Annotated in this window: 27 protein-coding genes; 15 read left to right on the top strand and 12 right to left on the bottom strand. The window is 69.2% G+C overall.

Annotation, left to right across the window (positions count from 1 at the left end; translation table 11 throughout):
- Positions 1-44: 44 nt before the first annotated feature.
- Positions 45-2,183: a hypothetical protein gene (locus ACPOLA_RS15705; RefSeq protein ID WP_435771417.1), complete on the top strand. Its 2,139-nt coding sequence runs from the start codon at positions 45-47 to the stop codon at positions 2,181-2,183.
- 132 nt (positions 2,184-2,315) lie between these two features.
- Here the strand turns inward: ACPOLA_RS15705 and ACPOLA_RS15700 are convergent, their stop codons facing one another.
- From ACPOLA_RS15700 to trxA, 3 genes are read right to left on the bottom strand one after another with little or no spacing between them, the layout of a single operon-like run.
- Positions 2,316-2,579, bottom strand: a complete 264-nt coding sequence (locus tag ACPOLA_RS15700) for a metal-sensitive transcriptional regulator (RefSeq protein WP_435771415.1) — start codon at positions 2,577-2,579, stop codon at positions 2,316-2,318.
- Positions 2,579-2,989 (bottom strand): DUF302 domain-containing protein, encoded by a 411-nt coding sequence (locus ACPOLA_RS15695; RefSeq protein ID WP_435771414.1) that lies wholly within the window; start codon positions 2,987-2,989, stop codon positions 2,579-2,581. The genes ACPOLA_RS15700 and ACPOLA_RS15695 overlap by 1 nt, the downstream gene beginning before the upstream one ends.
- Positions 2,989-3,348 carry a thioredoxin gene (gene trxA / locus ACPOLA_RS15690; RefSeq protein ID WP_435771412.1) on the bottom strand — a complete coding sequence of 120 codons (360 nt, stop codon included), beginning with the start codon at positions 3,346-3,348 and terminating at the stop codon, positions 2,989-2,991. Before trxA ends, ACPOLA_RS15695 begins: the two co-directional genes overlap by 1 nt.
- A 251-nt stretch (positions 3,349-3,599) precedes the next feature.
- Between trxA and ACPOLA_RS15685 the strand changes: the two genes are divergently transcribed.
- The 6 genes from ACPOLA_RS15685 (at position 3,600) to ACPOLA_RS15660 (ending at position 10,559) form a co-directional block, all read left to right on the top strand.
- On the top strand, positions 3,600-3,926 hold the full coding sequence (locus ACPOLA_RS15685) for a rhodanese-like domain-containing protein (protein WP_435771411.1): 327 nt from the start codon (positions 3,600-3,602) through the stop codon (positions 3,924-3,926).
- 38 nt (positions 3,927-3,964) lie between these two features.
- Complete coding sequence (locus tag ACPOLA_RS15680) at positions 3,965-5,359, top strand: MBL fold metallo-hydrolase (protein ID WP_435771410.1); 1,395 nt, start codon at positions 3,965-3,967, stop codon at positions 5,357-5,359.
- The gene (locus ACPOLA_RS15675) at positions 5,356-6,186 is read left to right on the top strand and encodes a TSUP family transporter (RefSeq protein WP_435771408.1); all 831 of its coding nucleotides are present in this window, start codon (positions 5,356-5,358) and stop codon (positions 6,184-6,186) included. Before ACPOLA_RS15680 ends, ACPOLA_RS15675 begins: the two co-directional genes overlap by 4 nt.
- Before the next feature lie 93 nt (positions 6,187-6,279).
- A complete protein-coding gene (locus tag ACPOLA_RS15670; protein ID WP_435771407.1) occupies positions 6,280-8,487 on the top strand; it encodes an MMPL family transporter in 2,208 nt (735 codons plus the stop codon).
- A 64-nt stretch (positions 8,488-8,551) separates the two neighbouring features.
- Positions 8,552-8,716 carry a DUF8730 family Cys-rich protein gene (locus tag ACPOLA_RS15665; protein WP_435771405.1) on the top strand — a complete coding sequence of 55 codons (165 nt, stop codon included), beginning with the start codon at positions 8,552-8,554 and terminating at the stop codon, positions 8,714-8,716.
- A 529-nt stretch (positions 8,717-9,245) separates the two neighbouring features.
- The gene (locus ACPOLA_RS15660; protein WP_435771403.1) at positions 9,246-10,559 is read left to right on the top strand and encodes a restriction endonuclease; all 1,314 of its coding nucleotides are present in this window, start codon (positions 9,246-9,248) and stop codon (positions 10,557-10,559) included.
- A 173-nt stretch (positions 10,560-10,732) separates the two neighbouring features.
- Here ACPOLA_RS15660 and ACPOLA_RS15655 read toward each other — a convergent pair whose 3' ends face one another.
- A complete protein-coding gene (locus tag ACPOLA_RS15655; RefSeq protein ID WP_435771401.1) occupies positions 10,733-11,236 on the bottom strand; it encodes a helix-turn-helix domain-containing protein in 504 nt (167 codons plus the stop codon).
- Between the two features lie 94 nt (positions 11,237-11,330).
- On the opposite strand from ACPOLA_RS15655, the gene ACPOLA_RS15650 reads away from it, so the two are divergent.
- Positions 11,331-11,648 (top strand): hypothetical protein, encoded by a 318-nt coding sequence (locus ACPOLA_RS15650; RefSeq protein ID WP_435771400.1) that lies wholly within the window; start codon positions 11,331-11,333, stop codon positions 11,646-11,648.
- 341 nt (positions 11,649-11,989) lie between these two features.
- Here ACPOLA_RS15650 and ACPOLA_RS15645 read toward each other — a convergent pair whose 3' ends face one another.
- The 4 genes from ACPOLA_RS15645 to ACPOLA_RS15630 form a co-directional block, all read right to left on the bottom strand.
- On the bottom strand, positions 11,990-14,449 hold the full coding sequence (locus ACPOLA_RS15645) for a hypothetical protein (protein WP_435771399.1): 2,460 nt from the start codon (positions 14,447-14,449) through the stop codon (positions 11,990-11,992).
- A 175-nt stretch (positions 14,450-14,624) separates the two neighbouring features.
- Positions 14,625-15,722, bottom strand: a complete 1,098-nt coding sequence (locus ACPOLA_RS15640; protein WP_435771453.1) for a ThiF family adenylyltransferase — start codon at positions 15,720-15,722, stop codon at positions 14,625-14,627.
- 364 nt (positions 15,723-16,086) lie between these two features.
- Positions 16,087-16,449: a hypothetical protein gene (locus ACPOLA_RS15635; protein ID WP_435771397.1), complete on the bottom strand. Its 363-nt coding sequence runs from the start codon at positions 16,447-16,449 to the stop codon at positions 16,087-16,089.
- A gap of 16 nt (positions 16,450-16,465) precedes the next feature.
- Positions 16,466-16,711, bottom strand: coding sequence for a hypothetical protein (locus ACPOLA_RS15630; RefSeq protein WP_435771395.1), 246 nt, complete (start codon positions 16,709-16,711; stop codon positions 16,466-16,468).
- A 144-nt stretch (positions 16,712-16,855) separates the two neighbouring features.
- On the opposite strand from ACPOLA_RS15630, the gene ACPOLA_RS15625 reads away from it, so the two are divergent.
- The 7 genes from ACPOLA_RS15625 to ACPOLA_RS15595 all read left to right on the top strand — a co-directional run bounded on the left by ACPOLA_RS15625 (position 16,856) and on the right by ACPOLA_RS15595 (position 22,542).
- On the top strand, positions 16,856-17,719 hold the full coding sequence (locus tag ACPOLA_RS15625) for a hypothetical protein (RefSeq protein WP_435771393.1): 864 nt from the start codon (positions 16,856-16,858) through the stop codon (positions 17,717-17,719).
- Complete coding sequence (locus tag ACPOLA_RS15620) at positions 17,680-18,336, top strand: STAS-like domain-containing protein (RefSeq protein ID WP_435771391.1); 657 nt, start codon at positions 17,680-17,682, stop codon at positions 18,334-18,336. The genes ACPOLA_RS15625 and ACPOLA_RS15620 overlap by 40 nt, the downstream gene beginning before the upstream one ends.
- 126 nt (positions 18,337-18,462) lie before the next feature.
- Positions 18,463-19,791, top strand: a complete 1,329-nt coding sequence (locus tag ACPOLA_RS15615) for a hypothetical protein (protein WP_435771389.1) — start codon at positions 18,463-18,465, stop codon at positions 19,789-19,791.
- Positions 19,792-20,065: 274 nt separating this feature from the next.
- The gene (locus tag ACPOLA_RS15610; protein WP_435771388.1) at positions 20,066-20,554 is read left to right on the top strand and encodes a hypothetical protein; all 489 of its coding nucleotides are present in this window, start codon (positions 20,066-20,068) and stop codon (positions 20,552-20,554) included.
- Positions 20,555-20,700: 146 nt separating this feature from the next.
- A complete protein-coding gene (locus ACPOLA_RS15605) occupies positions 20,701-21,264 on the top strand; it encodes a hypothetical protein (RefSeq protein ID WP_435771386.1) in 564 nt (187 codons plus the stop codon).
- The gene (locus ACPOLA_RS15600; protein ID WP_435771384.1) at positions 21,261-21,671 is read left to right on the top strand and encodes a hypothetical protein; all 411 of its coding nucleotides are present in this window, start codon (positions 21,261-21,263) and stop codon (positions 21,669-21,671) included. Before ACPOLA_RS15605 ends, ACPOLA_RS15600 begins: the two co-directional genes overlap by 4 nt.
- Positions 21,672-21,720: 49 nt before the next feature.
- On the top strand, positions 21,721-22,542 hold the full coding sequence (locus tag ACPOLA_RS15595) for a hypothetical protein (RefSeq protein WP_435771383.1): 822 nt from the start codon (positions 21,721-21,723) through the stop codon (positions 22,540-22,542).
- A 94-nt stretch (positions 22,543-22,636) separates the two neighbouring features.
- Here the strand turns inward: ACPOLA_RS15595 and ACPOLA_RS15590 are convergent, their stop codons facing one another.
- The 4 genes from ACPOLA_RS15590 to ACPOLA_RS15575 all read right to left on the bottom strand — a co-directional run bounded on the left by ACPOLA_RS15590 (position 22,637) and on the right by ACPOLA_RS15575 (position 25,294).
- Positions 22,637-22,912 carry a hypothetical protein gene (locus ACPOLA_RS15590; RefSeq protein WP_435771382.1) on the bottom strand — a complete coding sequence of 92 codons (276 nt, stop codon included), beginning with the start codon at positions 22,910-22,912 and terminating at the stop codon, positions 22,637-22,639.
- Between the two features lie 62 nt (positions 22,913-22,974).
- Positions 22,975-23,286, bottom strand: a complete 312-nt coding sequence (locus ACPOLA_RS15585) for a hypothetical protein (protein WP_435771381.1) — start codon at positions 23,284-23,286, stop codon at positions 22,975-22,977.
- Positions 23,283-24,413, bottom strand: coding sequence for a hypothetical protein (locus ACPOLA_RS15580; protein WP_435771380.1), 1,131 nt, complete (start codon positions 24,411-24,413; stop codon positions 23,283-23,285). The genes ACPOLA_RS15585 and ACPOLA_RS15580 overlap by 4 nt, the downstream gene beginning before the upstream one ends.
- Complete coding sequence (locus tag ACPOLA_RS15575) at positions 24,410-25,294, bottom strand: hypothetical protein (protein WP_435771378.1); 885 nt, start codon at positions 25,292-25,294, stop codon at positions 24,410-24,412. Before ACPOLA_RS15575 ends, ACPOLA_RS15580 begins: the two co-directional genes overlap by 4 nt.
- Positions 25,295-25,452 lie beyond the last annotated feature (158 nt).

The following is a 25,452-nucleotide window of genomic DNA, read 5'->3' as shown; positions in this document are numbered from 1 at the left end:
CGCTTCGGGCGTGCGTCGCCCCCCTCCTCGGCTACGCGATCGCCGTGGCCGGGTCACTGGCCCTGATGGTTCTCCTGGTCACTGCGCTCGCCGTGCAGTCCAGTGGTGGTGACGGCGACTCCGATCCTTCGGAGAACATCGACATCGAGGCGATCGGCACGCTCGTCGGCATGCCGTTCCAGCTTGTGGGCATGGCGTTGGGCGGCCCGCTGCAGTTCAGCGAGGGCGGTTCCACGCTGTCGCTCTTCGCGCCTCCCCTGCTGGTGACCACCCTGTTCGCGGTGTCGGCCTACCTGCTGTCGAAGCGCGCCGAACGGAAGGCTCCCTCGGCGAGCACAATGGAGCGCGCGGTTCTCGCCGCATCAGGTGCGCTCGCGACGGCGGTCGTCGCGACGGTCCTGACCCGGGCGCTGGCGATGCGCGACGGAGGAGCCGTCATGCACACCGCCTCCATCGGCCTGTTTCTGGGGACGCTCGCGTTGGGGTTCACCGCCTCTCTGCTGGGACGGGTTGCCGCGCACGGTCCGCTGTGGCCGCACTGGCTTCCTCCCGACGCCCGTCGGGCCGCGCACCTCGTGGCGCAGCACGTCCTGGCGTGGCTCGTCGTCGCGATTCCGGTCGCGACGGTCTGGCTCATGGCGGACAGCGGCGCGGAGGCCGCGCTCTACGCCCTCGTCTGGGGTCCGACGGTAGGCCTCGCCTCGTTCGGGCTCGGCCACCTGGGCGCCCTCACCGCGGTGGGCGAACAGCAGTTCGCCTGGGACCTGGGATGGTTCCCCGGCGTGGCGTTGCCCCTCCTGGCGGTCGTCCTCACCCTCGTCGCCTCGATCGCGTGGCACCTGCGCCGAGGGGACGATCGTTCCATCCTCGCGCAACCGGTCTCGTGGGTCTGGCTGCCCCTTGCGTACGCTGCGGCAGCACTGACCGCCTGCTTGGTGTCGACCGTCGGCATCTCCGGCGTCTTCTTCGGCGAGGGCGGCTTCACCGTTCACATCGCGTACTGGCTCATCCCGCTCCTTGCGGCATGGGGCGCGCTCGTCGAAACGCTGTCTCGATTCGCTGCGCCCGCCCTCGCAGGCGCGATGCCTGGGCCGATCGTGCGGCGGCTCGCCCAGGGCCCGGCCCAGCTGACGTCGCCGCCGATGGGGCCGGCCCAGCGACTTCCCATGTCACCGGCCGACAGGGCGCGCGCCAGGAAGGCGCTCATCGGCGCCGGCGTCGTGGGCGGGATCGGCATCGTCGGGCTGGTGGCCTTTTCGATCGCCGGGTCGGTGCTGTCGGACCCCGAGAAGCAGGCCGAGGCCTACCTGGACGCGTTGGTCGACGGCGACGCCGACAAGGCACTGCAGCTCGCTCCCGTCGATGGCGACGAAGCGTCGGCGGCGCTGATGACCGACGATGTCTACGGCGCAGCGGAGGACCGGATCTCCGGCTACGACATCACCGACGTCGAGGAGTTCGGCGACACCGTCACCGTCACGGTGGACCTCGAAGGCGTGCCGGAAGGCGACGGCGTCGAACTCACCCTGGAGGAGGACGGGTCCCGCGCGATCTTCTTCACTGATTGGAAGGTGGCAGATGGGGGCCTGGCCAGCGAGCTCACCGTCTCCATGCCCGAGACGAGCTCGTCCCTCGAGGTCAACGGCGTGTCGATCACCGCAACCGGCGGCCGGGATGTCGACCTGTGGGCGCTGCCGGGCTCCTATGCCGTGAATCCCTACGGCGACAGCAAGTGGCTGGAGCCCACCGACACGCGAACGACAGTGCCGGCTTCGTCCTTCGGCGTCTACGCCGAGATCGAGAGTCCGGCGCCGTCCGCGGCGCTCACGTCGCACGTGGATGCCGAGATCGAGACCTGGCTGAACGAATGCATGGCGGCCACGGAGCTCGATCCGCCCGGGGACTGCCCTCAGGACGCGATCGGGTACGGCGATGAACAGCGCAACATCACGTGGACGCTGACCACTCCGCCGACCGTCTCGTGGGAGGGCTTCGATGGGACATTTCCTGCCACCTTGTCCTCGGAGTCCGAAGGTCAGGCGACCGTCACCTACGAGTACGACGAGTCGTACGGCTTCGGTGCGCCGCAATGGACCACGGAGACCGAGGAGGACAGCATCTACCTCGACGTCCAGGTCGACCTGGTGGACGATCAACCGGAAGTGACATTCCAGAGCTACTGACCGGGAGGGCTCTCCACCGTCCAGTGGAATGGCGAGCCCGCCGCGGGCCGGTTGCCGCGGCGGCGTCGTCGCTCTGAGGCGGGATCTGGGCTACGCGGTGTCGTAGTGCCACGGCTCCGCCCACTGCAAGCTTCAGGCGAGCGAGAGGAAGAGCTTCTCCATCTTCTTGGCGTCGACGCTGTCGAGCCCGTCACCGTTGCTGAGGCACTGCTGCAGACCGGTCGCGACGATCGCGAACCCGGCTCGGTCCAGGGCGCGGGAGACGGCGGCCAGCTGCGTGACGACGTCCTCGCAGTCGCGGCCCTCCTCGAGCATGCGCAGAACGCCGTCGAGCTGGCCTCGGGCGCGCTTGATGCGGTTGATGGCCGGAGTCATCTCGGACGGGTCGAGCTCCATCAGCTCGCTCCTTCGTTGGGTTGGAGAGCGGCCAGGGCCGCGGTGAGGCGTTGCTTGGCGTCGGCGGCGACGACGTGCAGGGCGTCGTTGTCGGCGAGCCCCATCATCGCGTCCGGGTCGAAGGCCTCCACGACCGTCGTGTGCTCGTCCACGGCTCGGACCACGACGTTGCACGGCAGGACGGCGGCGATCGCCGGCTCTGCCTGGAGCGCCTCGTAGGCGAGGGCGGGGCGGCAGGCGCCGAGGATGACCTGCGGTGCGACGTCGACGTCGAGCTTGGCCTTCAGGGTGGCCTTGAGGTCGATCTCGGTGAGGATGCCGAAGCCCTGGTCGCCCAGAGCGCCGCGGACCGCTTCGACTGCGTGGTCGTAGGGCTGGACGAGGGTGGCGGTGAGGGTGAAGCCGGACATCACGCGCCCTGCTTCTGCTCGGCTCGGGCGGCCTCGATGTCGAGGTCGCGGACGGCCGTGATGACCTGCTCGAGGGCGGCGGCGGGGAGCGCGCCGGGCTGGGAGAAGACCAGGGTGCCGTCCTTGAACGCCATCAGGGTGGGGATCGAGCTGATCTGCGCGGCAGCCGCGAGGGCTTGCTCGGACTCGGTGTCGACCTTGCCGAACACGATGTCGGGGTGGTCCTGAGCGGCCTTCTCGTAGACGGGGGCGAACATGCGGCAGGGGCCGCACCAGGACGCCCAGAAGTCGACGAAGACGATGCCGTTGCTGCTCACGGTGCTCTCGAAGTTCTCTGCACCCAGGGTGATGGTGGTCATCAGGCCCTCCTCATCTCTTGCGGTGTCGCTCGGCTGGCATCTCCTCAACCAGGATACCCCCCTCGGTATTCCGCGCCACCGCCTGCCGTACCGCCGCGCAGCCGCGGCTGTCCCGACCCACAAGCGGACGCCTGCCCACCTCACGGGCGGGCACCGAGCCCTTGGGAATACCCCCGGGGGTGTGTACGTTTGTGCCGAAGCGATACCCCCTGGGGTATCTGTCCGAGCCGCTATCCGAAGGAACCGTCACGATGACCGCCACTCCCGAGATTGACATCGACCAGCTCGACCAGGCCCGTTCCGGCGCCGCCGTCATCGACGTGCGTGAGCCGGGCGAGTACGCCGCCGGCCACGTGCCGGGTGCCGCGCTGATGCCGATGACCCAGCTGACCGCTCGGCTGGGAGAGCTCGACAAGACGCTCCCGGTGTACGTCGTGTGCGCCTCGGGCAACCGCAGCTCCGCGATGACCGACCTGCTGGTCGCCGCCGGCTTCGACGCGTACTCCGTCGTCGGCGGGACCACCGCTTGGGCTCGGTCGGGGCGGCCGCTCGAGACCGGCATCCCGGCCAACAGCTGACCGCCTCCCCGCCCCGGACAACCACGAAGGAGACGCACATGAGCAAGCACTCCGGCCTGACCATCCTCCCGATCGAGACCCCCTCGCTGGGTGACCGCAGCTACGTCGTCCACGACGGCGAGGTCGCCTTCGTGATCGACCCGCAGCGCGACATCGACCGCGTCCTGGACCTGCTCGAGCAGCACCAGGTGCGACTGACCGATGTCTTCGAGACCCACATCCACAACGACTACGTCACCGGCGGCCTGGCCCTGGCCGAGCGCACCGGTGCGGCCTACCACGTCAACGCCGAGGACGAGGTCTCCTTCGACCGCACGCCCATCCGCGACGGCGAGACCGTGGCCGTGGGACCGCGGATGCGGGTGACCGCGCTGGCCACCCCCGGCCACACCTTCACCCACCTCTCCTACGCCCTCACCGACACCGAGGCGGACGCGGGGCTCGACGGCTCGGTGGGCGTGTTCTCCGGCGGCTCGCTGCTGTACGGCGCCACCGGACGACCTGACCTGCTCGGCGAGGAGCACACCGGCGCCCTGGTGCGCCACCAGCACGCCTCGGCCCACCGGCTGGCCGAGCTGCTGCCCGAGGAGGCCGAGGTCTTCCCCACGCACGGCTTCGGGTCCTTCTGCGCCGCGACCCAGTCCGATGCCACCGAGTCGACCATCGGCCAGGAGAAGCGGTCCAACCCGGTGCTGACCCAGGACGAGGAGACCTACGTCCGCGAGCTGCTCGACGGACTGGGCGCCTACCCGGCCTACTACGCCCACATGGGCCCGGCCAATACCTCCGGCCCCTCCGAGCCGGACCTCTCCCCGCCGCAGGTCGCCGACGCCGAGCAGCTGCGTACCCGGATCGAGGCCGGGGAGTGGGTGGTCGACCTTCGCAACCGCACCGCCTTCGCGGCCGGCCACGCCCCCGGCACCCTCAACTTCGGCCTCGACGGCGCCTTCGCCACCTACCTCGGCTGGCTGATCGAGTGGGGAACACCGGTCACGCTGCTCGGCGAGACCGCTGAGGACGTCGCCGAGGCGCAGCGCGAGCTGGTCCGCATCGGCATCGACCGGCCCGCCGCCCACGCCACCGGCGGCCCTGAGGACTGGACGGTCGGGGACCTGTCGAGCTTCCCGACCGCGTCCTTCGCCGACCTCGCCGACGTCCGTCATCACCGGGAGGTCGTGGTCCTCGACGTCCGGCGTGCCGACGAGCACAAGAAGGCCGCGATCACGGGAGCCGTCAACGTCCCGCTCCACGAGCTGTGGCAGCGCCTCGACGAGGTCCCGGCCGGAGAGGTCTGGGTCCACTGCGCAGGCGGCTACCGCGCCTCGGTCGCAGCATCCATGCTCGACGCCTCGGGACGGAAGCTCGTCGCCATCGACGACACCTTCGACAACGCCGAGAAGGTCGGGCTGCACCTGGTCGGCCCCGAGGCGTGAGCATCCTCATCGCCGTCGCCGCCGGCGCGCTCATCGGCCTCAGCCTGGGCGCGCTCGGCGGCGGCGGCTCCATCCTCGCCGTGCCGGTCCTGGTCTACCTGCTCGACCAGTCCGCGACCCAGGCCACCACGGGCTCGCTGGTCGTGGTCGGCGTGACGTCGCTGATCGGAGCCGTCGCCGCCCACCGGGCCGGCAACGTGCTGCTCGGACGGGGAGCGGTCTTCGGCCTGGTGGGCATCGCGGGCGCTGCCGTCGGCGCGAGGGCGGCAACGCACGTGGACGACCAGGTCCTGCTGGCCGCCTTCGCCGCGCTGATGCTCCTCGTCGGCGGCCTGATGACCTGGCGCCAGCTTCGGCACATCCGCAACTCCCGGCGCGGCGCGATCGTCGGGACGCGGCCCGCCTTGGACGACCCGATCCTCACCTTCAGCCCCACTTTCGCCTGCGACTGCCCGCGCGCCCTCAAGGTCCTGCTCACCGCGACCGCCGTCGGGCTGCTCACCGGCTTCCTCGGCGTCGGCGGCGGGTTCCTCGTCGTACCCGCCCTCCTGGTCGCGCTCGCGCTCCCGATGTCGTACGCCGCCGGGACCTCCCTGGTCGTGATCACCATCACCAGCGCCGCGGCCCTGGCCGTACGCACCGGCGCCGGCACCAGCCCCGACTGGCCGGTCGTGCTGGCCCTGACCGTCCCCTCGGCCCTCGCGGCCATCGCCGGGGCCCGCCTGGCCGGTCGGCTCGACACCGCATGGCTGCAGGGCGCCTTCACCCTCCTCGTCCTCGGCGTCGCCACCTACACCGCCACCCAGGCCCTGCCCGCTCTCCTCTGATCGGCCTCCTATGACCGCGGTCCGGTGCACCGCCGCCGGCCGATCGATCTTGTTCGACGCGGACTCCCGCACGCTCACAGAAACGGAAACCCGATGAGTACCACCCCTGCCTCCCGCTCCGGCACGGCTCCGGCCTCGGTCGAGGGCCCTGGCCGCCACGTCGCCCACGCACCGGGCCCCCTGGGCCGCCTGGGCGTCTGGGTGACCGACCACGCCAGGCTGGTCACCGTCGCCTGGCTCCTGGCCATCGTCGGCCTGGGCGCCTTCGCCCCCCAGGTCGAGCACAACCTCTCCGGCGCCGGCTGGCAGGCAAACGGCTCGGAGTCCGTCGCGGCCCGCGAGCTCGCCCGGGACCACTTCGGCGGCAACACCTCCTCCGCCATCCAGGTCGTCGTCCGCTCCACCGACGGTCCGGTCACCGAGGGCGACGGCAAGGAGGTGCTGGCCGAGGTGACCGCGATCCTCGAGGACGAGCCTCGGATCGCCGACGTCGTGCAGCCCATGCCCGACGCCACCATCTCCGCCGACGGGCAGACCGCGATCATCCTCGCCGGCGCCGGCGCCGACACCGACGAGATGGTCCGGGTCGCCACCGAGCTCAAGGGCGAGCTCGAAGGCCTCTCCACCGACGCGGTTGAGGTCAACCCGACCGGGTCCTCCCTGCTGTGGAGCGACTTCAACGAGGCCAACCTCGACGCGATGCTCAAGTCGGAGCTCATGTCCTGGCCGGTCACCCTGGCCATCCTGGTGCTCGCCTTCGGCGCCCTCGTCGCCGCCGGGCTGCCGCTCCTCCTCACCCTGGCCGGGCTCGTCGCCTCCGCCGGCTCCCTGGTGCTGATCAACGAGCTGATGCCGGTCTCTATCTGGGCGATGAACTTCGCGATGATGTTCGCCCTCGCCCTCGGCATCGACTACGCACTCTTCCTCGTCGTGCGCTACCGCGCCGCGCGCGCCGCCCGCCGCTCCGCCGACCCCCAGCGAGCCGTCGCCGACCGGCAGTGGGCCATCGCCCAGACCATGGACACCGCCGGCAAGGCCGTCCTGCTCTCCGGGCTCACCGTGCTCATCTCGCTCTCCGCGGTGATGCTCGTGCCCTCCCCCTCGTTCCGGTCCATGGCCGGCGGGATCATGCTCTCGGTGATCTTCGTCCTCGCCGCAACCCTGACGCTGCTGCCGCTGGTGCTGTTCAAGCTCGACGACCGCATCAACAAGCTCGCGCTGCCCTGGTCGAAGTCCGGGGAGCACCGCTCACCGAGGTTCGCCGCCTGGGGCGAGCGCCTCTGGAAGCGCCCCGTCGCCTGGGGCCTCGCCTCCCTGGTCATCCTGCTGGCCCTCGCCGCCCCGATCATCGGCCTCCAGACCGCCATGCCCTCGATCAAGGTGCTGCCCGAGGACGCCTCGGCCCGCGTGGGCTACGACCGTGTCCAGGAGTCCTTCGGCGAAGGGGCCCCCGGCACCCTGCAGATCCTCACCGACCAGGCCGACGCCGAGGCCACCACCGCCGTGCTGAGCGCCGACGACGGCATCACCGCCGCCATGGCACCGATGCCTGCCACCGACGACTCAGGGCTCGTCCTGGTCCAGGCCGTGCCGAGCGTCGACCCCTCCGACCCCGAACTCGCCGACACTGTGGACCGGCTCCGGGCGGATCTGCCCGGCTCCGCGCTCGTCGGCGGAGCGCCCGTGGAGAACCTCGACCTCAAGGCCCAGCTCGACGAGTCGACGCCCCTGGTCATCGGCGTGGTGCTGGTGCTCGGCTTCCTGCTCCTGCTCGTGGCTCTGCAGGCACCGCTGATCTCCCTCCTGGGCACCCTCGCCAGCCTGCTGTCCACGGCCGCCGCGTTCGGCGTCGCCCGCCTGGTCTTCCAGGAGGGACACGGCGCGAACCTGCTGGGATTCGAGCCCCAGGGCTTCCTCGACGCCTGGGCACCGGTGTTCTTCTTCGCGATGATCTTCGCCATCGCGATGGACTACACCGTCTTCCTGCTCGCCTCCGCCAAGGAGCACTACGAGCGCTCGGGCGACGCCAAGGACGCCATGGTCGGGTCCCTCGCCCACTCCGGCCGCGTCATCTTCGCCGCCGGCGCCGTGATGGTGGCGGTCTTCTTCACCTTCGCGCTGTCCGGACCCATCCCGCCCAAGGAGATGGGAGTCGTGCTCGGCGTCGCCGTCCTGCTCGACGCCTTCCTGGTCCGGCTGGTCCTCCTGCCCGTGCTGCTCCGCCTCACCGGCGACGCAGCCTGGTACACCCCCGCCTGGCTGAAGAAGGTCCTGCCCACGATCACCTTCGCCCACGACTGACCCCAGACTGCCCGGCTCCCGGGCACCCGCCGGCACCCCGGCCACTCATCTCGAAGGAGACATCATGTGTCGCCCCACCACCTGCCGCACCTGCGGCAAGACCACCTGGGCCGGTTGCGGCCAGCACGTCGCGCAGGTCAAGGCCTCCGTGCCCGCCGATCAGTGGTGCCTCGGGCACCCCAAGGCCGACCGACGGGCGGGTTTCTTCAGCCGCCTGCTCGGTCGCTGACCGCCCACGCCCACCGGCTGGCGCTGGACGCGCGGAAGGGACCGAGACCCATCCGGGTCCCGATCCCTTCCGTGTGCTGCTTCAGACTCCGACGGGCGAGTCGCGCCCCACTGAGAATCTGTCGCTCAAGGACGTGAGAAGACCGGCGCCCTCGTGCGAGAGCTCAGATCAGGTGTGATCGGACATCCAATGTCCATCCAACGGCCACCCGGACATTCGCAGATCCGTCGTGACCAGGGCGACCAGTGCAACGCGCATGGTGAGCAGTGTATGCGCGGGAGCGACCCCATCGCCCGAGCAACACAAAAGCCGCGTGCAGACACCTGAACTCCCGCCCACCCCACCATCTCGTCACCACCTCGCGGGGCTCCGTCTGGTTCGCCAACCGGGGCCCTGGGGCCGTCCTGAGGGGGCGCGCCGGTCACCGGCGCGGGGAGGACTTGTCGAGCGCCTCGCCAAGCGCCGTCGCGTTGGTCAAGGTTGCGCGATTCGACGGCGCAGGGGCTGCGCTGCTCGTACCGTCGGCAGCGTGCCCATCCCCAAGTCGTACCTCGACAACCTCATGTCGGTCGGTGGTGCCGCTGAGTGCAACACGGCGGCGGAGCTGCTCTCCCTCGACGTTGAGGAGGTCTTCTTCGACTTCCCGCCCGAGTTCATGGCCGCGTGCGGGGGGCCGGCGTCCACGGCGCTCGACTTCCTTGCTGACGTTCCAGACGGCTCCGAGGCGTGGGCACCGCAGACCGACACCTCGCGAGCGGTGCTCGCCGTGCAGGCCGCCGTCAGGGCGTCGGAGGAGTCGGAGACGGTGGACAGCCGGCCGGCGGCAGTACGTCTTGCTGACCGGTTGGCGGAACTGGCCTCGCCGAGTGTGGCCGCGCCGGCCGAGGAGTTCACGCCGGCAGATCGGCTGGTGTTCCTTGAAGGGACTTTCGAAGCTGACCGGGACGTCGATGCGACTGGCCGTTGGTGCTCGTCGGGCGGAGTGTGTGGGCGGCTGTCCGGGGCCCACGGCCTGTTTCGTGTGCACGGCCTCGACGAGGACCTGGCAGCTGCCGGTCGAACGATGCCCGGGATGCCCGGGCAGCCGGTGTGGCTGGTCGGCCGGCTCGTGTCCGAACCGGACGGACAGCTGGCTGTCGACGTGCTGCGGGCAGGTACGGATCGGCCGTGGTCGGAGGTTGCGGTGTGGCCGGGCCGCAACGTCGCCTTGCGGGTCCTGCGGGCTGTTGCGGTGACCGAGCTGCTCGAGGACCTGGCCGCGTACACAACGCCGGACACGGTGCCGTACCTCTTGCGGCTGGTGCACGCTCACGCCCCGTTGACGGGCACGAGCGCCCCGGAGCTGGTCTCGGCCGGTGACGCGGTCCGGTGGTTGCGGTGGCTGCACGCAGGGAACACCGGGGCCCCGGCGGGCTCGGCGGGCGCGGCGGGCGCGGCGACAGTCCGTGGGCGGCCGGTGTTGCCGGCTGCCCGGCTAGTGAAGGGGCACGCGGCGGCGGAGGAGTACGCCGCGGAGGTATTGGGCTCGTTGGGGTTCTCCCGGGTACGGCGCACGCCGACGGGAGCTGACGGTGGTGTGGATGTCGTGGCCGACGGCCTGGTGTGCCAGGTGAAGATGGAGGCGCTGCCGACGGGCCGGGATCGGGTGCAGGCGTTGCACGGGATCGCTGCGCTCGAGGAGGCGAGGGCGGTGTTCTTCTCATTGTCGGGGTACACCAAGCAGGCGGTCGGGTGGGCGGACCGGGCCGGGATGGCGTTGCTGGAGTTCGAGACCGACGGGAGCGTGCGGGCTGTGAATCCCGCCGGCCGGGACCTTCTCGCTCACGGGTCGATTCCAAGCTAGTCGTCCGCGGACCAGGTCGTCGCCGCATTCCTCGCCGTTCGCCCTGCCGGTGGCCGGGTCTACGTCCACCGGGACGGAGATGCCTCGACCTCCCCGGATGGCGGTCGGTCCACCTCGACCTCATGCCAGACCCCGCACGCTGAGGAGCGTCCCTGTCAACGACAGACCGCGGGTCAGGTGGCCCGGTTCTCCAGGATCGCGTCGACATACCCGGAGATCCTCAGCAGGTCGCGCTCGTCCATCTCGGCCAGCTTCCTGATGAGGTCGCCCCGCACCGCGTCTGCCTTCGACGGCCGGCCCCGTCGCCTGGGCAGCAGGTCATCGGCGTCGACCTGCGACAACGCCGACGTCAGGTCCACGGTCGTCGTCTGACCGGTGCCGAGCTTCGCGAGCCCTTCGGTTGCCCTCGCCCACCGGGACTGGTTGCGCAACCCCACCAGCAAGACCGGGTCCTCGCCCAACTTGTCCGCCAAGAGTCGGGTCTTCTCCTCCGATGGGATCCGTTGGCCTTTCTCCACCAAGCCAAGGTAGGAGACGGTCATGACCCCTCCGAGCTCTTCGACCCACTCGCGCTGGCTCTTGCCGGTGAGCCTTCTACAACGCTTCACGAACTCGCCGAACCTCAGCTCGGGCTCGACGGCCTCCAACTCGTCCACGACCTGCTCCAGATAGCCCACAACGCCAGAGCATACAACTTTCCTTAGTAAAAATCCGCGCCAATGTAGGCAATGGGGTAGTGGTATGCCCTCTCCTGTGCCTACAGTGCTCGACATGAAACGAGTAACCACTCAGAAGAAGTCGAAGAAGAGCGGTCCCTTCTGGCACCGGCTGGGACGTGCAATGAGCCGCGCCATCAAGCGGGCCGCCAACGCGGCTCGCAAGTTGGCGCGGAAGATCCGCCGGCACCGGGATCGGATGCGGCACGACGTCGAGTACCGCGAGACGGTCACCGTCGTGGCCACCGCAGTGATGGCGACGTGCACCACCTTCGGACCACCCGGTCTGGCCGCGGCCGCGACGATCGGCGGGGCGCTGTACCTGGATCTGTTCGCCGGCGGTCAGTCGGAGGCGACCGGTGCAGCCGGGTAAGCGGACGGTTCGCCGCGGCAGCGTCAGGAGCTGCCGCAAGCGGCGCTACCGCGACCATCGCGAGGCGGTAGCGGTCCTGCACCGTGCACAGGTGACGCGAGCCGGGAAGGCCAGCGTGGTCGCGGCAGGTGTGCCCGGCGACGCCAGCGCGAAGGTGGAGCGTCGCTCCTACTTTTGCGGTCGCTGCCGTGGATTCCACCTCACCTCTTGGGCCACGCCCACCGGCTAACACCAGAGCCCTGCCTAGTCACACGACGGACGTTCACTCTGAAGCAGCGCTTCAGGGTGAACGTCCCTTCAGTCGCTTTGGTGGCGACGCGCGTGCGTAGCCGACCGCGCATTCAGCCGCGGTCAGGGGCCGGGCCGTCCTCTACTTCGCACACGAAGAGAACCGCGGCGTCCTTCCAAGCCTCGAATGCTTTCGCTCGTGACAGGCCCCCCGATTGCTGGAATTCTGCCCGTGTCTGCCCGGCGGCCTGCGCCACCCGCGCTGCCCCTGCCGCCTTCTGCCGGGCGGGATCCATGGCCGGTTCCGCGTAGAACTTGCCATCGCGCAGCAGCTGTTCAGCGGTCTCCTGCCCCACGCCAAGCTCCTTGGCGACTTCTGCGCGGGATAGGCCTGATCTCTGCAGGGCGACCGCGCGCGCACATCGGTCCAGGCGCTGTGCCCGCTGCTCCGCGTTGTAGTCGTTTCGGCCATCCCCAGGGCCTTGGCGGGCACTCGCCGCCCTCGTCCGCTTCACGGGGTCGGCGATGATCGTGACGGGCGACCACTGCCACGTGGTGCGGCCGAGGATCCCCGGCGGCAGCCAGTCGGCGAAGATCTCGGGCATGCGGGGCAGGTCCGCGTCAACGAGTCCCACGAGGCGCAAACCGGTCGCCTTGGCAAGTTGCTGCTTCTGCCTCATCTTTTCTGCGTAGGCAGCCTGGTTGGGCAGGCCCCACAACTCCACGAACGTGCCGTCCGAGAGCTTCCAGTCCGCACGTCGCTTCCCGCTGGCGTTGAGCTCGAGATGCTGTGGGTACAGCGGCTCGCGGTCGTGCTTGATTCCGTGCTGGTGCAGGAAGTCGTCCACAGCCTTCTCGCGTAGCGACATGCATAGGTGGCCGTCGCGGGCGCGGATCAGCGTGCCTCGGCCGACACGGAGACCGTCCTTGGCGAGACCGGCCTCCTCGAGTACCCGAGTCCACGCGAAGCCGCCGCCGACCCCGAACCGGAGCAGGACGAGCCGGTCGATGTCGACAGCCGCTCTGGGGTCGGTCGGATCGACGTGGATCGTCTCCAACTGCTCGGCCAGCATCGGGGAGTTGTCGAACTCCAGGGCTGCAAGTTCTCTCACCGCGCGGACGACCCCCTGACGGCCACTCACCTGACCGCCGATTGTCGCCGTCCGGAGGCACGCGTGGCAGTAGGCCAGCGGCTCGGTGCAGATGGGCGTCGTGAACTCGAGCGCAGGATTCGAGCACAGGCGGCAGCCGCGACGGATGCGGAGTGCCTTGTGGTCGGGGAACAGCAGGGATCGTTCGGACACGAACCGCTCCCAAAGCCAGAATCGGTCCTCAGCAGGACGCCTCGTTTCATCGCGGGCTTTCGACTCTGGGTGACGCGGGGTCAATGCAGCCAGGATCCCGTCCGGGATCTTTCGCAACGGAGCGGGATGCAGCTTGACCTGCCATGGGTACTCGAATGCCTTCGGCGATGGTGGCTTCGGGTCGCCGCGCCGGTCGTTGACAAACACTTCCCACTGGAGGTTCCACGGGACCTTCGGTGCTTCCACAGGTCCGATCTGGAGCCCCAGCCGCGCGGCATAGGAGACGACGTGCGGGACGAGGTCCGCGTCCTCCACCCAGATCTGGCCGGTCTCAGAGTGGTAGTACCCGACGGCCGTGTCCCGGTTTCGGGCGTCCCGGTGGTCGCGGTAGCGGAAGTCGAGCCCGCCGTGCCGGTGGTACAGGTACAGGTTGGCCGGCGGAAGACCGTCAATGTCCGGGTAGCTTCGCCGGATCTGCTCGGGGACAGGGCTGCGGGGCAGGATCGGCACCTGGAGCCTGGCGAGTTGTTCGAGTACTGCCGTGCGCTGCCGTTCGTCAGCGAGGGTGAGCATGCCGGCCGTGTCAGCGTCGAGGAAGTAGATGACGCCGACTTCCCTCCCGCTGGTCGCATCGAGGAGGGCCAGGCTCTTGTCCACCCGGGTGACCAGGTCGATGCGCGCCGGTTGCGCGGCGGGCGCCGGGTAGGTGGTGATGCACTCAATGGCGTACCGCGTCTTCTCCTGCCGTTCGGCCTCGATGCCGAGGAGGTTGGAAAGAGTAGGGCGACTGCTCAGGGGCGGGGTTGCCGGCGCAGCGAGGAAGGCGGTGACACTCCGGCCGACGTCGCGCGGGGCGGGAACATCCAGACGCGGCGCGGATCGGGGCCGAAGGATGGCCGTCGCCCGGACCTCTCCTCCGCCGTACCGCGCCAGGTCGTGCAGAAGCTCTCGACCGAACTTCTCCAGGTCGTCGATGAAGAGATAGCCAAGGTGTCTGTCGTCGCGCGTACGGGGTTCGGCCGGGTCCTGTGGCACGGCTACGGAAACCGCGAGTGGGTCGTAGTTGTTGTCTGGGCGCGGCAGGAGCGCCACCGGCACGCGAAGACCTCCGGACGGAAGGGGGGTGCCTCCGCTCATGGTGGCGGCGAACTCTGCGAGGGCCTCGTCGCGGTCCCAGATGGAGATCTCCAATCCCCTCCCGGCGTCGCGGCCAGCAGCTGGCAGCTCGACCCGGTCGACGCCGTCCCACATCACGACGTACCCGTCCACGTCCCTCAACCTTCCCGGCAGTGCGGCGCCAAGTGCGCCAAGACGCATCATTCCGGGCGGACCCGACAGATGAGGCCTAGACGGTCAAAAGTTCGTGGCATGCATGAACGTGGCGCGTCATCGTCGCGGTTCGAACGACCGCGCCCTCGACAGGCTGACCAGCGCGGACGTCCTGTCACCGCCCGAGGTACGAGTTGGCGAGCCGCTCCAGCAGGTCCTCGACATGTTCACGGGCGGACCGTCGACTTCTCGGCCTGAGGGGCCTGCTGGTCCACGGTCCCTCGTTGCGGGTCAGGTCCACGCGGGTGTCCCCCTCACCGGGCCGGGCCTCGAAGCGGCAGTACGGCAGTGTCTCGAAAGGGAGATGCTCGAGAGCGTGCGGTGCGAGGACGTAGCGGAGTGGGCCGGGCACGCCTCGACCGGCCGGTGCCGCGACGAGGCTCACGAACTGGGCGAGGACGGCGGCACTGACGCTGGCACTCAGGGCAGCAACGTTCGGGCTGCCGGCGCTTCGGGCGCGCCCTGCTCGCCGGATGTACTCGGGGTCGTCGAGGAGACCGTCCATGTCGAGGGTGACCTCCTGCTGCGCCAGTTGCTTCGTGCAGGTGAGGCACGGGCGGCCGGGGGTCACCGTGTGCGAGCGCCAACTCGCCCCGCGCATCCCTCCACCCGGGAGTGTGTCGATGCTGATGCCGCCGTCGATGACCGGGATCAGGTCGGCGTAGGCGACGGTGTTGAGCACCGCTCGTGGCCAGGGTCGATCCACGCAGGAGAAGATGACGTCGTGGTCGAGCGCGGCCCGCAGCCCCTCCGGGGAGCAGATGCTCGTAGCGAGAGCCTCGATGGTCGGCCTGTCGGCGGTGGCCGCGGAGTACATCAGTCGATGAGCAACCTCGACCTTCGGGCGACGCCGAGCGGCGTCGCGACGAGTGGCGCCGATCATCCGGTCGAGATTGGCCGGCTCGACGACGTCGTAGTCCATCACGGTGAGTTGCCGTACGCCGGTAGCGGCGAGTCTCTGCGCCACGTCCAGGCCGACGCTGCCCACACCGACGACCAGGACCCGCATGCGCGCGAGGCTGGACTGCACCTGTGGCCCCCATGCGGAGATGGTCCGGACCTGGCTCTCTCGCTGGGGAGGTGGCGGGATCAGGCGGTCGTTCCAGGTGACCTGGAGGCGTGGCCCGACGATCCGGACGGACCCGCACCATCTGGCTTGCTCCCCGACCCATGTACGAGCGGACCAGGCTTGGTCGGCACCCGCCAGGGTCATGCCGACCAGGGGCTGACCGGTCATGCGCTGGACCAAGGCGGCATAGGACCGCTCGGCGTCTCGATCCTCTGCACTCATTTCCTGCCAGCCGGTGCCCAAGGGGTGGGAGTGCAACACCGCCACCCCTTCACCTCGGCTCGCAGCCAGGGACGCGACGCGCAGTACGTACTCGCCGGCGAACGAGGCGTTGCCGTGGACGGCGCGCTCTCCCGGCCCCGGGAGCTCGACGGAGGTCACCAGGCGCGACGTGCGGGTCGCCCCGGTGGATACGGAGTAGGTGGCGAGGCACACGTCCTCGTCGCCGTCGTCTCGAAGGAGGTGCCCAGCGAGTTCTGTGTGCACCTGCTCGGTCATCGCAACTGAGTCAGGCTGCATCGGACACCGCCTGGCCGAGGACGCCGCGCACGTGGGCGAGCCAGTTGAGGATGGGGCGCCGGGACATGTCCCACGGGCCGGTGTCGCGGGAGTGCCGCTGCCAACCGTCCAGGACCCCTTGGCGGTCAGCGTTCGTCTGGGCGAACCGCACCTCCTGGGGGGCATGGATCCAGTGCGGCGGCACCGCCGGCCAGCCCTGGAGCTCCTGAACGCTGACTCCCGTCTCGACAGGCCGGCCGGCGTAGGCTCCGGCCGCGGGAACGATGCGGTACACCACCACGTCCCCGCGGACCTCGGGCTCGAGGCCCTCCGCTTCGAGGTCGGCCACGAATCCCACGGCTCCGTCGGACACTCCGGAGACGTTCATCTCAGGCGACCGGGGCGCTCTGCCGCACGGTGACGAACTCGTCGCCGTCCTCGAGGTCCAGGACCCGCTCGTCACGGAAGACCTTGTACTCGCCGTTGTTCTTGATCCTGGCGAGGTCGTACTGCGCGGGGTCGGCTCCGGCGAGCCGCAGGAGAGAGGCTGCCTCCTGGTCGTCGTCGCGGGTGGTGTACCGCTGGCCGTCGATGATGATCGTCAGCTTCTTGCGGCTCTCGTCCTGCTTCTCCATGGCAGTTCTCCTAGGTTCGCGGCCCGAGGGGCCTTCTCTTCACCGGTTTCATCGGCTTCCGTGAAAACGATACATCTGGAACATGCTCGGCGCAAGAGACTCCGGGTGCGAGGCGGATGAAGCTCGCCGCGGGAGACTTGAGTCATGGAGTTGGTCCTGGTCGGCGACAAGCCGCTCGCGACCGCCGGGATCATGACGTTCGAGACTGGCCTTGACTCCCTGCTCCTCGATGCCACGCAACTGGGCTTCGCCAGTCCCCTCGATCTAGCCGGGCTGGTAGCAACGGCGCACTGGGCCTCCGCGGAGTCCATCCCCGTGACCGTGAAGGTGCCGACTGATGACTCTGTTGCGTCATACCTGGAGCGGATGAACGTGCTGCGCCGCATGCCGTCCCGCACCCGGGTGGTCGGCAGGGTGCCGACTAGTCCACGCACAGACCTTCAAGGGCGCCTGCTCGAGGTCACCCACCTGACCGAGGGGAACGTCGATGACGTGGCCGATCAAGTGGGGCGACTGGTGACCAGCTTCTACGCTGACTACTCCCCGACGGCTGGCCACGTCGTCTACCGGGCCTGTGGCGAACTGCTTGCCAACGCGGTGGAGCACGGCAGAAGTGTCACCGGCGCGTTCGTCGCCGCGCAGACCTACACCGGCGAAACGACGGACGCTCCGCGACTGGAGTTCGCGGTGTGCGACACCGGGATCGGCGTCATGAACCACCTGAGGCGGAACCCGCGCCACAGCCACCTCACCCGGGACGAGATCGCCTTGTCGACCGCCCTACAAGCAGGGGTGAGCGGCGTGGAGGACGACAGGGGCAACGGACTCAGCGACCTCGTCGACCACACCCGGCATCACGGCAGGATCCACTTCCAGATGCGATCCGGCCGCGGCGAGATCAGGGTGTGCGGCAACGCGGAAACGCGCGAGCAGACCCTTTCCGACCGGCCGGACCAGACGACCGGTACGTGGGCGTGGCTCGCGCACCGGATGCCGACAAGAGAGTAGAACTATGCTTCAATCGGGACAATGAAACCGGAGATGCGATGACAGAACCGATTCTGTTCAGCGTGGTCCAACTCGCTAACTTTCCCACAACGCGTGCGCAGGGGCGCGAGGGACGGGACCGGCTCGAGGACGCCCTCACCGGCAAACAGGGCATCGACCTGACGATCGACTTCCACGGCGTCGAGGCCATGACGATCAGTTTCGCCGACGAATTTCTGGCCAAGTTCGCGTCGACCTTCAGCCCGGGCGATCACGACGCGACGGTGAAGGTGGCCGGCCTGAACGCCGAGAATCTCGAGGCAGTCGAGATGTGCCTTGAGCGTCGCGAGTTGCAGATCGCAGTCCTGAACGCTGCTGGCTCACTCCAGCTTGTCGGCGACCGCATGCTGGCTGACACCTTTGCCACTGCCCTCCGCCTGGGTACCTTCAAGGCGAACGACATCGCCGATGCCCTGTCCCTCAGTTCGCAGAACGCAAACAATCGCCTCAAGCGCCTCGTCGCGGCCGGCGCCCTGCGCAAGACACGATCAAGCGCACCCGGTCGCGGGGGCAAGGAGTTCGTGTACTCCGCGGTTCCCCATTCCGTTCCCGACGCGCAGGCCTTGGCCAACGCCTGACCGGACAGCCCCACCGACATCCGTCGCCGCAGGCGGGGTGCTTGGCGGCCTCACGACCTCTCCGGGGTCACCCGAGGCCTTCGGCGTTCTTGGGATTGAACCGGGAGTCCTCCCTATGCTCGAGCCGTGGAGGCCAGCGAGGATGTCGAGAAGGACCCCGGAGAGTCCGACGAACAGGACGCCGATGGTGCAGTGACCCTGTTCCTCGACGGCGAAGGCAGCCTGTACGTGCGCGGTGACGCCGCCGCCGTGGACGTCGTCCTCCGCGAGATCCTCGGGCCCGACCAGCTCGCGCGCCGGCGCTCGGCGACCTCGATCACCGATGCGGCGGCGATCGCCGGGTCCGCGCAGGCGATGACCGGTGCAGCGGAGGAGTTCCTTCGCCTGGATGCCAACGGGCTGGCGAAGGTCGCCCAGTTCGGCGAGCAGACCAAGAACGGGGCACTGCGGGGCTACGTGCGGGACGGCAACAAGTTCGCCGGAGACCTCACTTTCGAGAAGGTGACGTTCCAGCCCGAGCAGGCGCTGGCGATGCAGCAGGCAGCCGTGTCGCTCGCTCTGCGTTCCGCGATCGCCGACGTCAAAGCGACCGTGGAGCAGGTCGGGGAAGAGGTCTCCGACATCGCGCGTCACACCCGGGCCCGCGAGATCGGTGACGTGGTTGGCACATTCCGGTACCTGCAGCAGGTCGTCGAGGCCACGCGGCAGCGCGGCCACCTGTTGAACGCCGACTGGGACGAGGTCGCGGGGGCGAAGCGTGACCTGCTCAGGGCCCTGGAGAGCCTGCGCGCCTACGCGCTGGAGACCGTCAACGCGCTCGACCCCGACGCAGTGCTCCCGAAGCGGGCGGCGGCGACCGCGCGTGCCGGAAGCCCCAAGGGCGTGGCAGGGACGCTGCGTCTGATCCTGGTGGCCGAGCAGGCGCTTCATCTGCAGGAGTACCTGCGGCTGGAGCGGGTCCGCATCACCGACCCGGATCATCTGGAGTCGGCGCTGGCCGACGCGCGGGGCCTGCTCCGTTCACAGCGGGAGCTCGATGAGCAGCTCGTCGAGACTGCAACCGCTCGGCTCGACGCGGCGCGGCGCATCGATCCCCTCGAGATCCACCGGGTGTTCTCCATCCCCGAGATGCAGCGGGCATCGACCCGCGCTCTCGAGGCGGTCGAGGCGTTCGCCGGGTCAGCTCGGGTCGAGCTGCCGACCCTGGAGAAGGAACTACAGCGCCCTCAGTTGGCAGAGGCCCGTGCCGAGCTCGGACAGCGAGCCACCGCCGTACGGACCGAGGTGGCCGACGTGTCGCGGGTGCTCGGGAAGGCCACCTCCACCAGGGCGAAGAACGTGGCCGGCCGCTTCAGACGAACCCCCGGGGACTCCGACGAGGCCCTCCAGTGCTGGGACCAGGGCGAGCTCCCGAGTCCGGACTCCTCGACCGAGCCCTACTCAGAACGCGAGTGACCCGCGGCCCATCCTCCCGGCCGCACCACGGAGGTCCTTCTCAGGGGATCGGGTTCCGCCTTTCATAGTGTTCTTTGTTCCGCCGCCGGACGGCTCGTCCGGTCCTCGTGGCGACGGTTCAGACGCGCGCCGCCGGTGCCGATGGGAAGCGGTCAGCCGGGCCCTGCGCAGGGCAACGCATCCGGTAGCCGAAGAGTCCGCTGTCCTGCCGGACCCCGGACTTCCAATGCGCTCCGGCGGCTCAGACCATTGCTTCCCGAACCAGGAGTCTCAGGTGACCACCCACGACGTTGACAATCACCTGCCACCGACAGCCGATCGGCACCCCGTGAAGTTGAGTTGGGAGGAGATCGCAGGGATGGACCGCGACGAAGCGGCGGCCAGGGCCGTCCGGGAGTTCCTCCGCCACCAGGTGACCTTGCGCCGAGCTGGGGTCCTCCTGAGCGCAACGCTCGCGGCAGCTGTCCTGTCGGCGCTCGCGCTGCACCCGGTATTCGGCCCCGTGGGGGTGCTCCTTGCTGCCATCGGGCACACATGCTGGGTCGAGTACCGCAGCTCGAGGTGGGCGAAGGGCGCCATCCGCGCCGCAGCCCCCACCCTGGGCCGTCTGCGAGTCGTCGTGCTGATGACGTACCGCACCCGCACTGGCTGTGACCGCGCGATGTTCACCCGCCTCCTGGCCAACGCCCCTGAAGAGATGTCTTGCGCCGCGCTGGGTCGGCATCTCCCGGGCTACTGTCCCCACGCAAACATTGCGTGGTGATCCAGGAGACTCGGCCGTCGCACGACGGCTAGTCCCGCTGCAGCCGCACTAGCAATCCCACTACTAATCCATTGCCAAACCCATTGACGTCCACTACTGTGGGGTTATCAGCGCGAGGTACGCGCTTGGACTCTGGAGGAGGCGCGATGGCGCAGTGGGTGCCGGTACTGGTTCGGCTTGAGGACTACGACGAGATCACCCGCCTGGTAGCCAGATGGGAGGCGGAGCGGAGCCCTGACGTTCAGGGTCAGATCGACGTCAACGTGACTCCGTACGCCCGGCCGCTCTCGGGCGGCGGCGAGGACGCACCGAGTCCCGATGAGAACTCCGGGCTGGCGGGTCGTCCGTCGTGGTCGGTCGAGGACCTCCGTCGGCTGTCGGCCAGCTCCGCGCTGACCGCTCAGCGGTGGACCATGGCCCTCGACGTGTGCGTCAAGGCGCGCGAGGCGGGCGAGATCTGGTTGCCGACGAGCGAGGTCGCGGCGCGCGCGGGCATGACGGTCAACGAGTGGCGTGACGCGCCGCGGAAGTTCCCGCGGCACCTGGCGACGAACTACCCGGGTGTTCCGGCCAACTCCCGCGGCCAGCACTACTGGCCCCTGGTGGCCGGGGGCGACCACATCCCCAACAACGGCGGTCAGGTGTGGTGGGCCGTTACGGCTGAGACTGCCGAGCGGTGGCGCGAGGTTCGCGGCGAGGCGCTCGCATGAGTGCCGGCCGGGTCCATCGGGACCTGGACACGGTGCTGCAGCTGGTCAAGCCCGAGAACCGTCGCGTCGTCCAGGCCGTGGCCGAAGCCCTGGCCCTTGTGGAGTTCCAGCCCACGACCAGCTACATCAAGGCGAAGCGTCGCGATGGCGGACCCGACATCCGGATTGCCACCGGCTGGTGCAACGGGTTCATCTCCCGCGAGGAGGCCCTGACGGCCACCGGCGGATTTGTCTCGGAGTCCGACCTCTGGCCGAGCGACGCCAGGCCTGACCTCTTCGGCGCCTGGCTGCCCTCCCATGAGGGACGTGACCGCGGGCCACGAACGCCCAAGTCCGCGCCCAGCAAGGTGTGTCCCGGCTGCAACACGGCTATCCCTGCAACAGGCGTCTGCGATGTCTGCGGCTGAGCCTCCTGGGATCGGCGCCGCCGCCCCTGCGGGGGCCTAGGGTTGTGCAATGGCACCGTCTGAGAAGGACGAGCCCGTCGACTCCGACCCGCTCCTCAGCTCCCTCACCGACGTGCTCAGCGTGGGATACGGCGGCGAACAAGGCTTCGTGGACTACCTCGAGGACCGCCTCGAGCCATACCCGCTGCAATACGACTTCGAGGACATACCGAACCCCGAGGGATCCGGCTCGCTGTTCCTCCTCGACATCCAGAACCAAGGCATGGACAGCGTCCAGATCCAGCTGTCCTACCCGTTCCGCCAGTCAAAGCTTGAGCACGCACTGTCGTGGTGCGAAGACTTCCACTGGAAGCATGGCCAGGCCCTGGAGGTCGCCTGGGAGCCCGGTGCCAGCACGATCGAGGACCTGGAGGATTGGGAGGTGCTGGGCGAGGCACGCCCGGAGTCGAATGAGGTCGATGTCCTCGACCGTCTGGCGGAGACGCTAGGCGCGGATCCGGAGGAGGTTCGGGCTGCCCTGGGCGGAACGTGGGAGCGGTTCTGCGTCCCAGAGTCCGTGTGGGATTCCGACGGGAACCTGATCCACTTCTGGTTCACCGACCGGGCCACGCGCGAACGCGCTCTCGGCATCGGTGGCGACGCCCTCTACCTGCAGCCGGTCACCTGGGAGCAAGACGAGGAGGGGCACGAAATTGCGGTGCTTGCGGACTTCCCCCACCCGATCCACACCGGCGAGTTCCACGGCGGCTTCTACTCCTCCGCGGGACCCGCTTTCCCCGAGGGCGACCCAGTCGAGGCGCTCGCCGCAGCACTCGGGACCCTCGAAGCCATCACCGCCATCCGGCAATCACGCCCATCGTCTGCAACCTGATCGACGGGGCACGTGCTCCGCCACGCGGTGAGAGCGCGCATCAGCCACGCACGTCAGCTCCTCGGCACCGGTAGGGCCGGGAGCAGACCCACGGTCAGGGAACGTCGTCCACGGCGTCCGCGTAGGTCGCGGGACCCATCTGCAACCACAGGAAGGACGGGCCTGTGTGTCCGCGATGGCGGTGCCAGATGCCCTGCACAACCCTCGCCTGGCCCTCCGGAATTGCGTAGGCAGACGGGTCGAGCCGCAGACCCCGCTCTGACGCCTCGGCCGTGGTCATGCCCTCGGCTTCGCCCAAGATGACGTCCCAGGTCGCGTCGAACGCGGCGTCGGTGCCACCGCGCTCCGCAGCCGCTTCGATGCCCGCCATCTCCTCGTCAGTGAGTGGCCGCCGGAACCGGAACCGGACGTCGGGCCGGCGGGGTTGGTCGTTCATGGGGAGCCCAGCAGGTCTTCAACGGTGGTGTGGAGCGCTGCGGCGAGGTCGGTCACGAGGACAGCGGGGTCGGTCGCCCGGAGGAAGTACACCCAGTGCACCGGCCAGCCGTCCTCGAGGGTGTTTGTGATCTCGGCGAGGTACTCGCTGCCCATGGGTTCGTTGAGGTCGCGCGTCCAGACGGCGGTCCCGACGTCGAGTGGGTGGTCGAGGCCTCGGTTCTGCTCGTCGTAGGAGAACGCCCGGATGCCGCCCGGCTCTTCGTCGAAGCTCAGGTCCGCCACCAGGAGCGGGAACGGGCCGTTCACTCAGCGCCTTCCTCGTCGGCCAGCATCGAGGAGTACCGAGCCTCCAGCCCTGCCCACGTGACGAGGTCCGGGTGGTCGCAGTCGACGCCCGCGCCGTCAGGGAGCTGGAACTCGGGGACCTCATCCAGGCGCGCCGTGGGATAGCCGTACCGCTCCTCGAACCCAGCCAGCTGACTCCGCACGTCGTCGAGCTCCTCCCGGGTGACCCTCCACCTCACACGGCGCCGAGGCCGACTTCGGCCGGTCTCAGGGTCGTCCAGTCGGGTGCCGAGCTCGTTTGGTCCGGCCTCCGCGGCGGCCCCGCACGCCTGCGCGGACTCGAGCGCGGCCTCCAAGTACCCGACCCGGGCACTGAGATGTCGGACCTCCCTGAGGAGGACGGCAACGTCCTCCCACGAGTGGGTGATGAAGTCGGCCGTCTTCCCGTCGACGATCCAGGGGTCCCGTGCAGGGAATGCCGCGAACCCGGTGACGGCGAACGGCCTTCCGAGCGAGTCGCTGATCGTGCCGCGGTTGATGGTCCAGGGCCCTGGCGCGGCGACGTGGTGCCGGATGTAGATGTCTTCGAGCGGGTCGCCGACCTCGCTCTCCGGAAGCGGGGCGTCGACCTGCCTCCGGAGCTGGTCGAGCCGGCGCTGGAGGCCGGCGACGGCGCGCTCCGCCGTTGCCTTGTTCTCCTCCGTCGGGTTCTCGAACGCTTCGAGGAGCAGGTGCTCCACCAGGTGGTTGTGGTGCCGGATGTTGCCGTCGTCGTCGAGGTAGACGGCCGGCTGTCCCTCGGCGGCGAGCTCGGCTGCGAAGTCGGTGGACGCGAGCCGTTCGACGATGGAGTCCGCAGGGGCCTGCTCCGCAAGTGTCTGGACCAGGAACGGTGCGTCCTTGGTGATGTCGACTTGCTGGTGGTACTCGATGCGCTGCGACACGGTGAGCTGCGCGAGGCGTCCGATGTGCCGGTTCACGGCGTCGTTGAAGTCCTCGTCGGCCCCGCCGACGGGTAGCACCCCGAGGCGCGTCAGGGACGCCGTGCCTTCGTGCACCAAGACCACGAGCGGCGCGATGCCGCTGTGGGTGGCGATGGCCTGGACGAGGATGTGACTGAACGGCTCGAGCCGGCGTTCGGCGGTCATCGGTCCTGCCAGTGGCGGATGCAGACCTGGCTGCCGCGCGACAGCATTTCTGTCAAGAGTGCGTCCAGGCGTCCGGTGACGTCGGCCGGGTGCCGGACCTCGCCGCCCGGTCCTTCCTCGTAAGGAACGCCGCGGACAACAACCAGGCGACCATCGCGCTCGGCGGCGACGGGTGTCGTCTTCACGAGCCCTCCTCTTTGTTCTGCTCGAGGAGCCAGGGCCATTCGGAGACGTCGCCGAGCTCCATCCGTGCACCCGGAGGCCGGAGGGAGGTGGTCGTAGAGCCAGGTGCCGATGCGGCGCGCCTCGGCGAGCTCGTCACGCAGGCGCAGGATCTCGCTGATGGCCCATCCGAGCTCGTCGGGGTCTGCTGAGGGTGCGTCGTAGAGGAAGCCGTGCTTGTCGAGGTGGGCGTACTGCTCGCGTCGGATGACGCGGAGCCGGTCCAGCGGGTCGGGGTTGTTCGTCCACACAGCGCGCAGCTCCTCAGGAACCTCTCCGTCTCCCTCCGCGCCGAGTTCGGCCTCATGGTTGGCGCGGTCGAACCCGAACTCTGTGAGAGCGTCGTCCAGGTCGGTGCGGGCGCCGGTGTCGGCGACTTCTCGCGCGCGGAGCACGTCGGCGAGCTCAGCCTTCGGGGCCCAGTCGGCTGGCGCCTCGAACGTCACGTGCACGAACTCCTGACCTTCGTGTCCTGTGAGGAGCTCAGTCCGCAGGATGCGCAGGGTGTAGGAGTCGTCCCATCGGCCGGCCCTCGCCGTCGCTCCGGGGCGCACACGGGTGGGGTCGAACTCCCCGAGGCGGAGGACCGCTTGAGGCCGGCCTTCGTCGTCCTCCCAGTGAAAGTCGGTCTCGATGAACGGCAGGTCATCGGAGTGCATCGACCTACCTCCAAGGTGATGGCGGCTCGTGCCGGCGGTCGCCGCGCCTCGTCAGCAAGGGTGCGTCAGACAGGCCGCGATCCGCGCCCAGACACCCGCCCGTCGGCCAATCGTCCACCGACACCGCGTTGTAGCTGGACGAACGGGTCTAGGCCGTG

This window comes from Nocardioides proteolyticus (assembly GCF_051280635.3).
In the GTDB taxonomy this organism is placed as follows: Bacteria; Actinomycetota; Actinomycetes; order Propionibacteriales; family Nocardioidaceae; genus Nocardioides.
The sequence above is the reverse complement of the archived record's forward strand: the minus strand, read 5'-3'. Positions and strand labels throughout refer to the sequence as shown.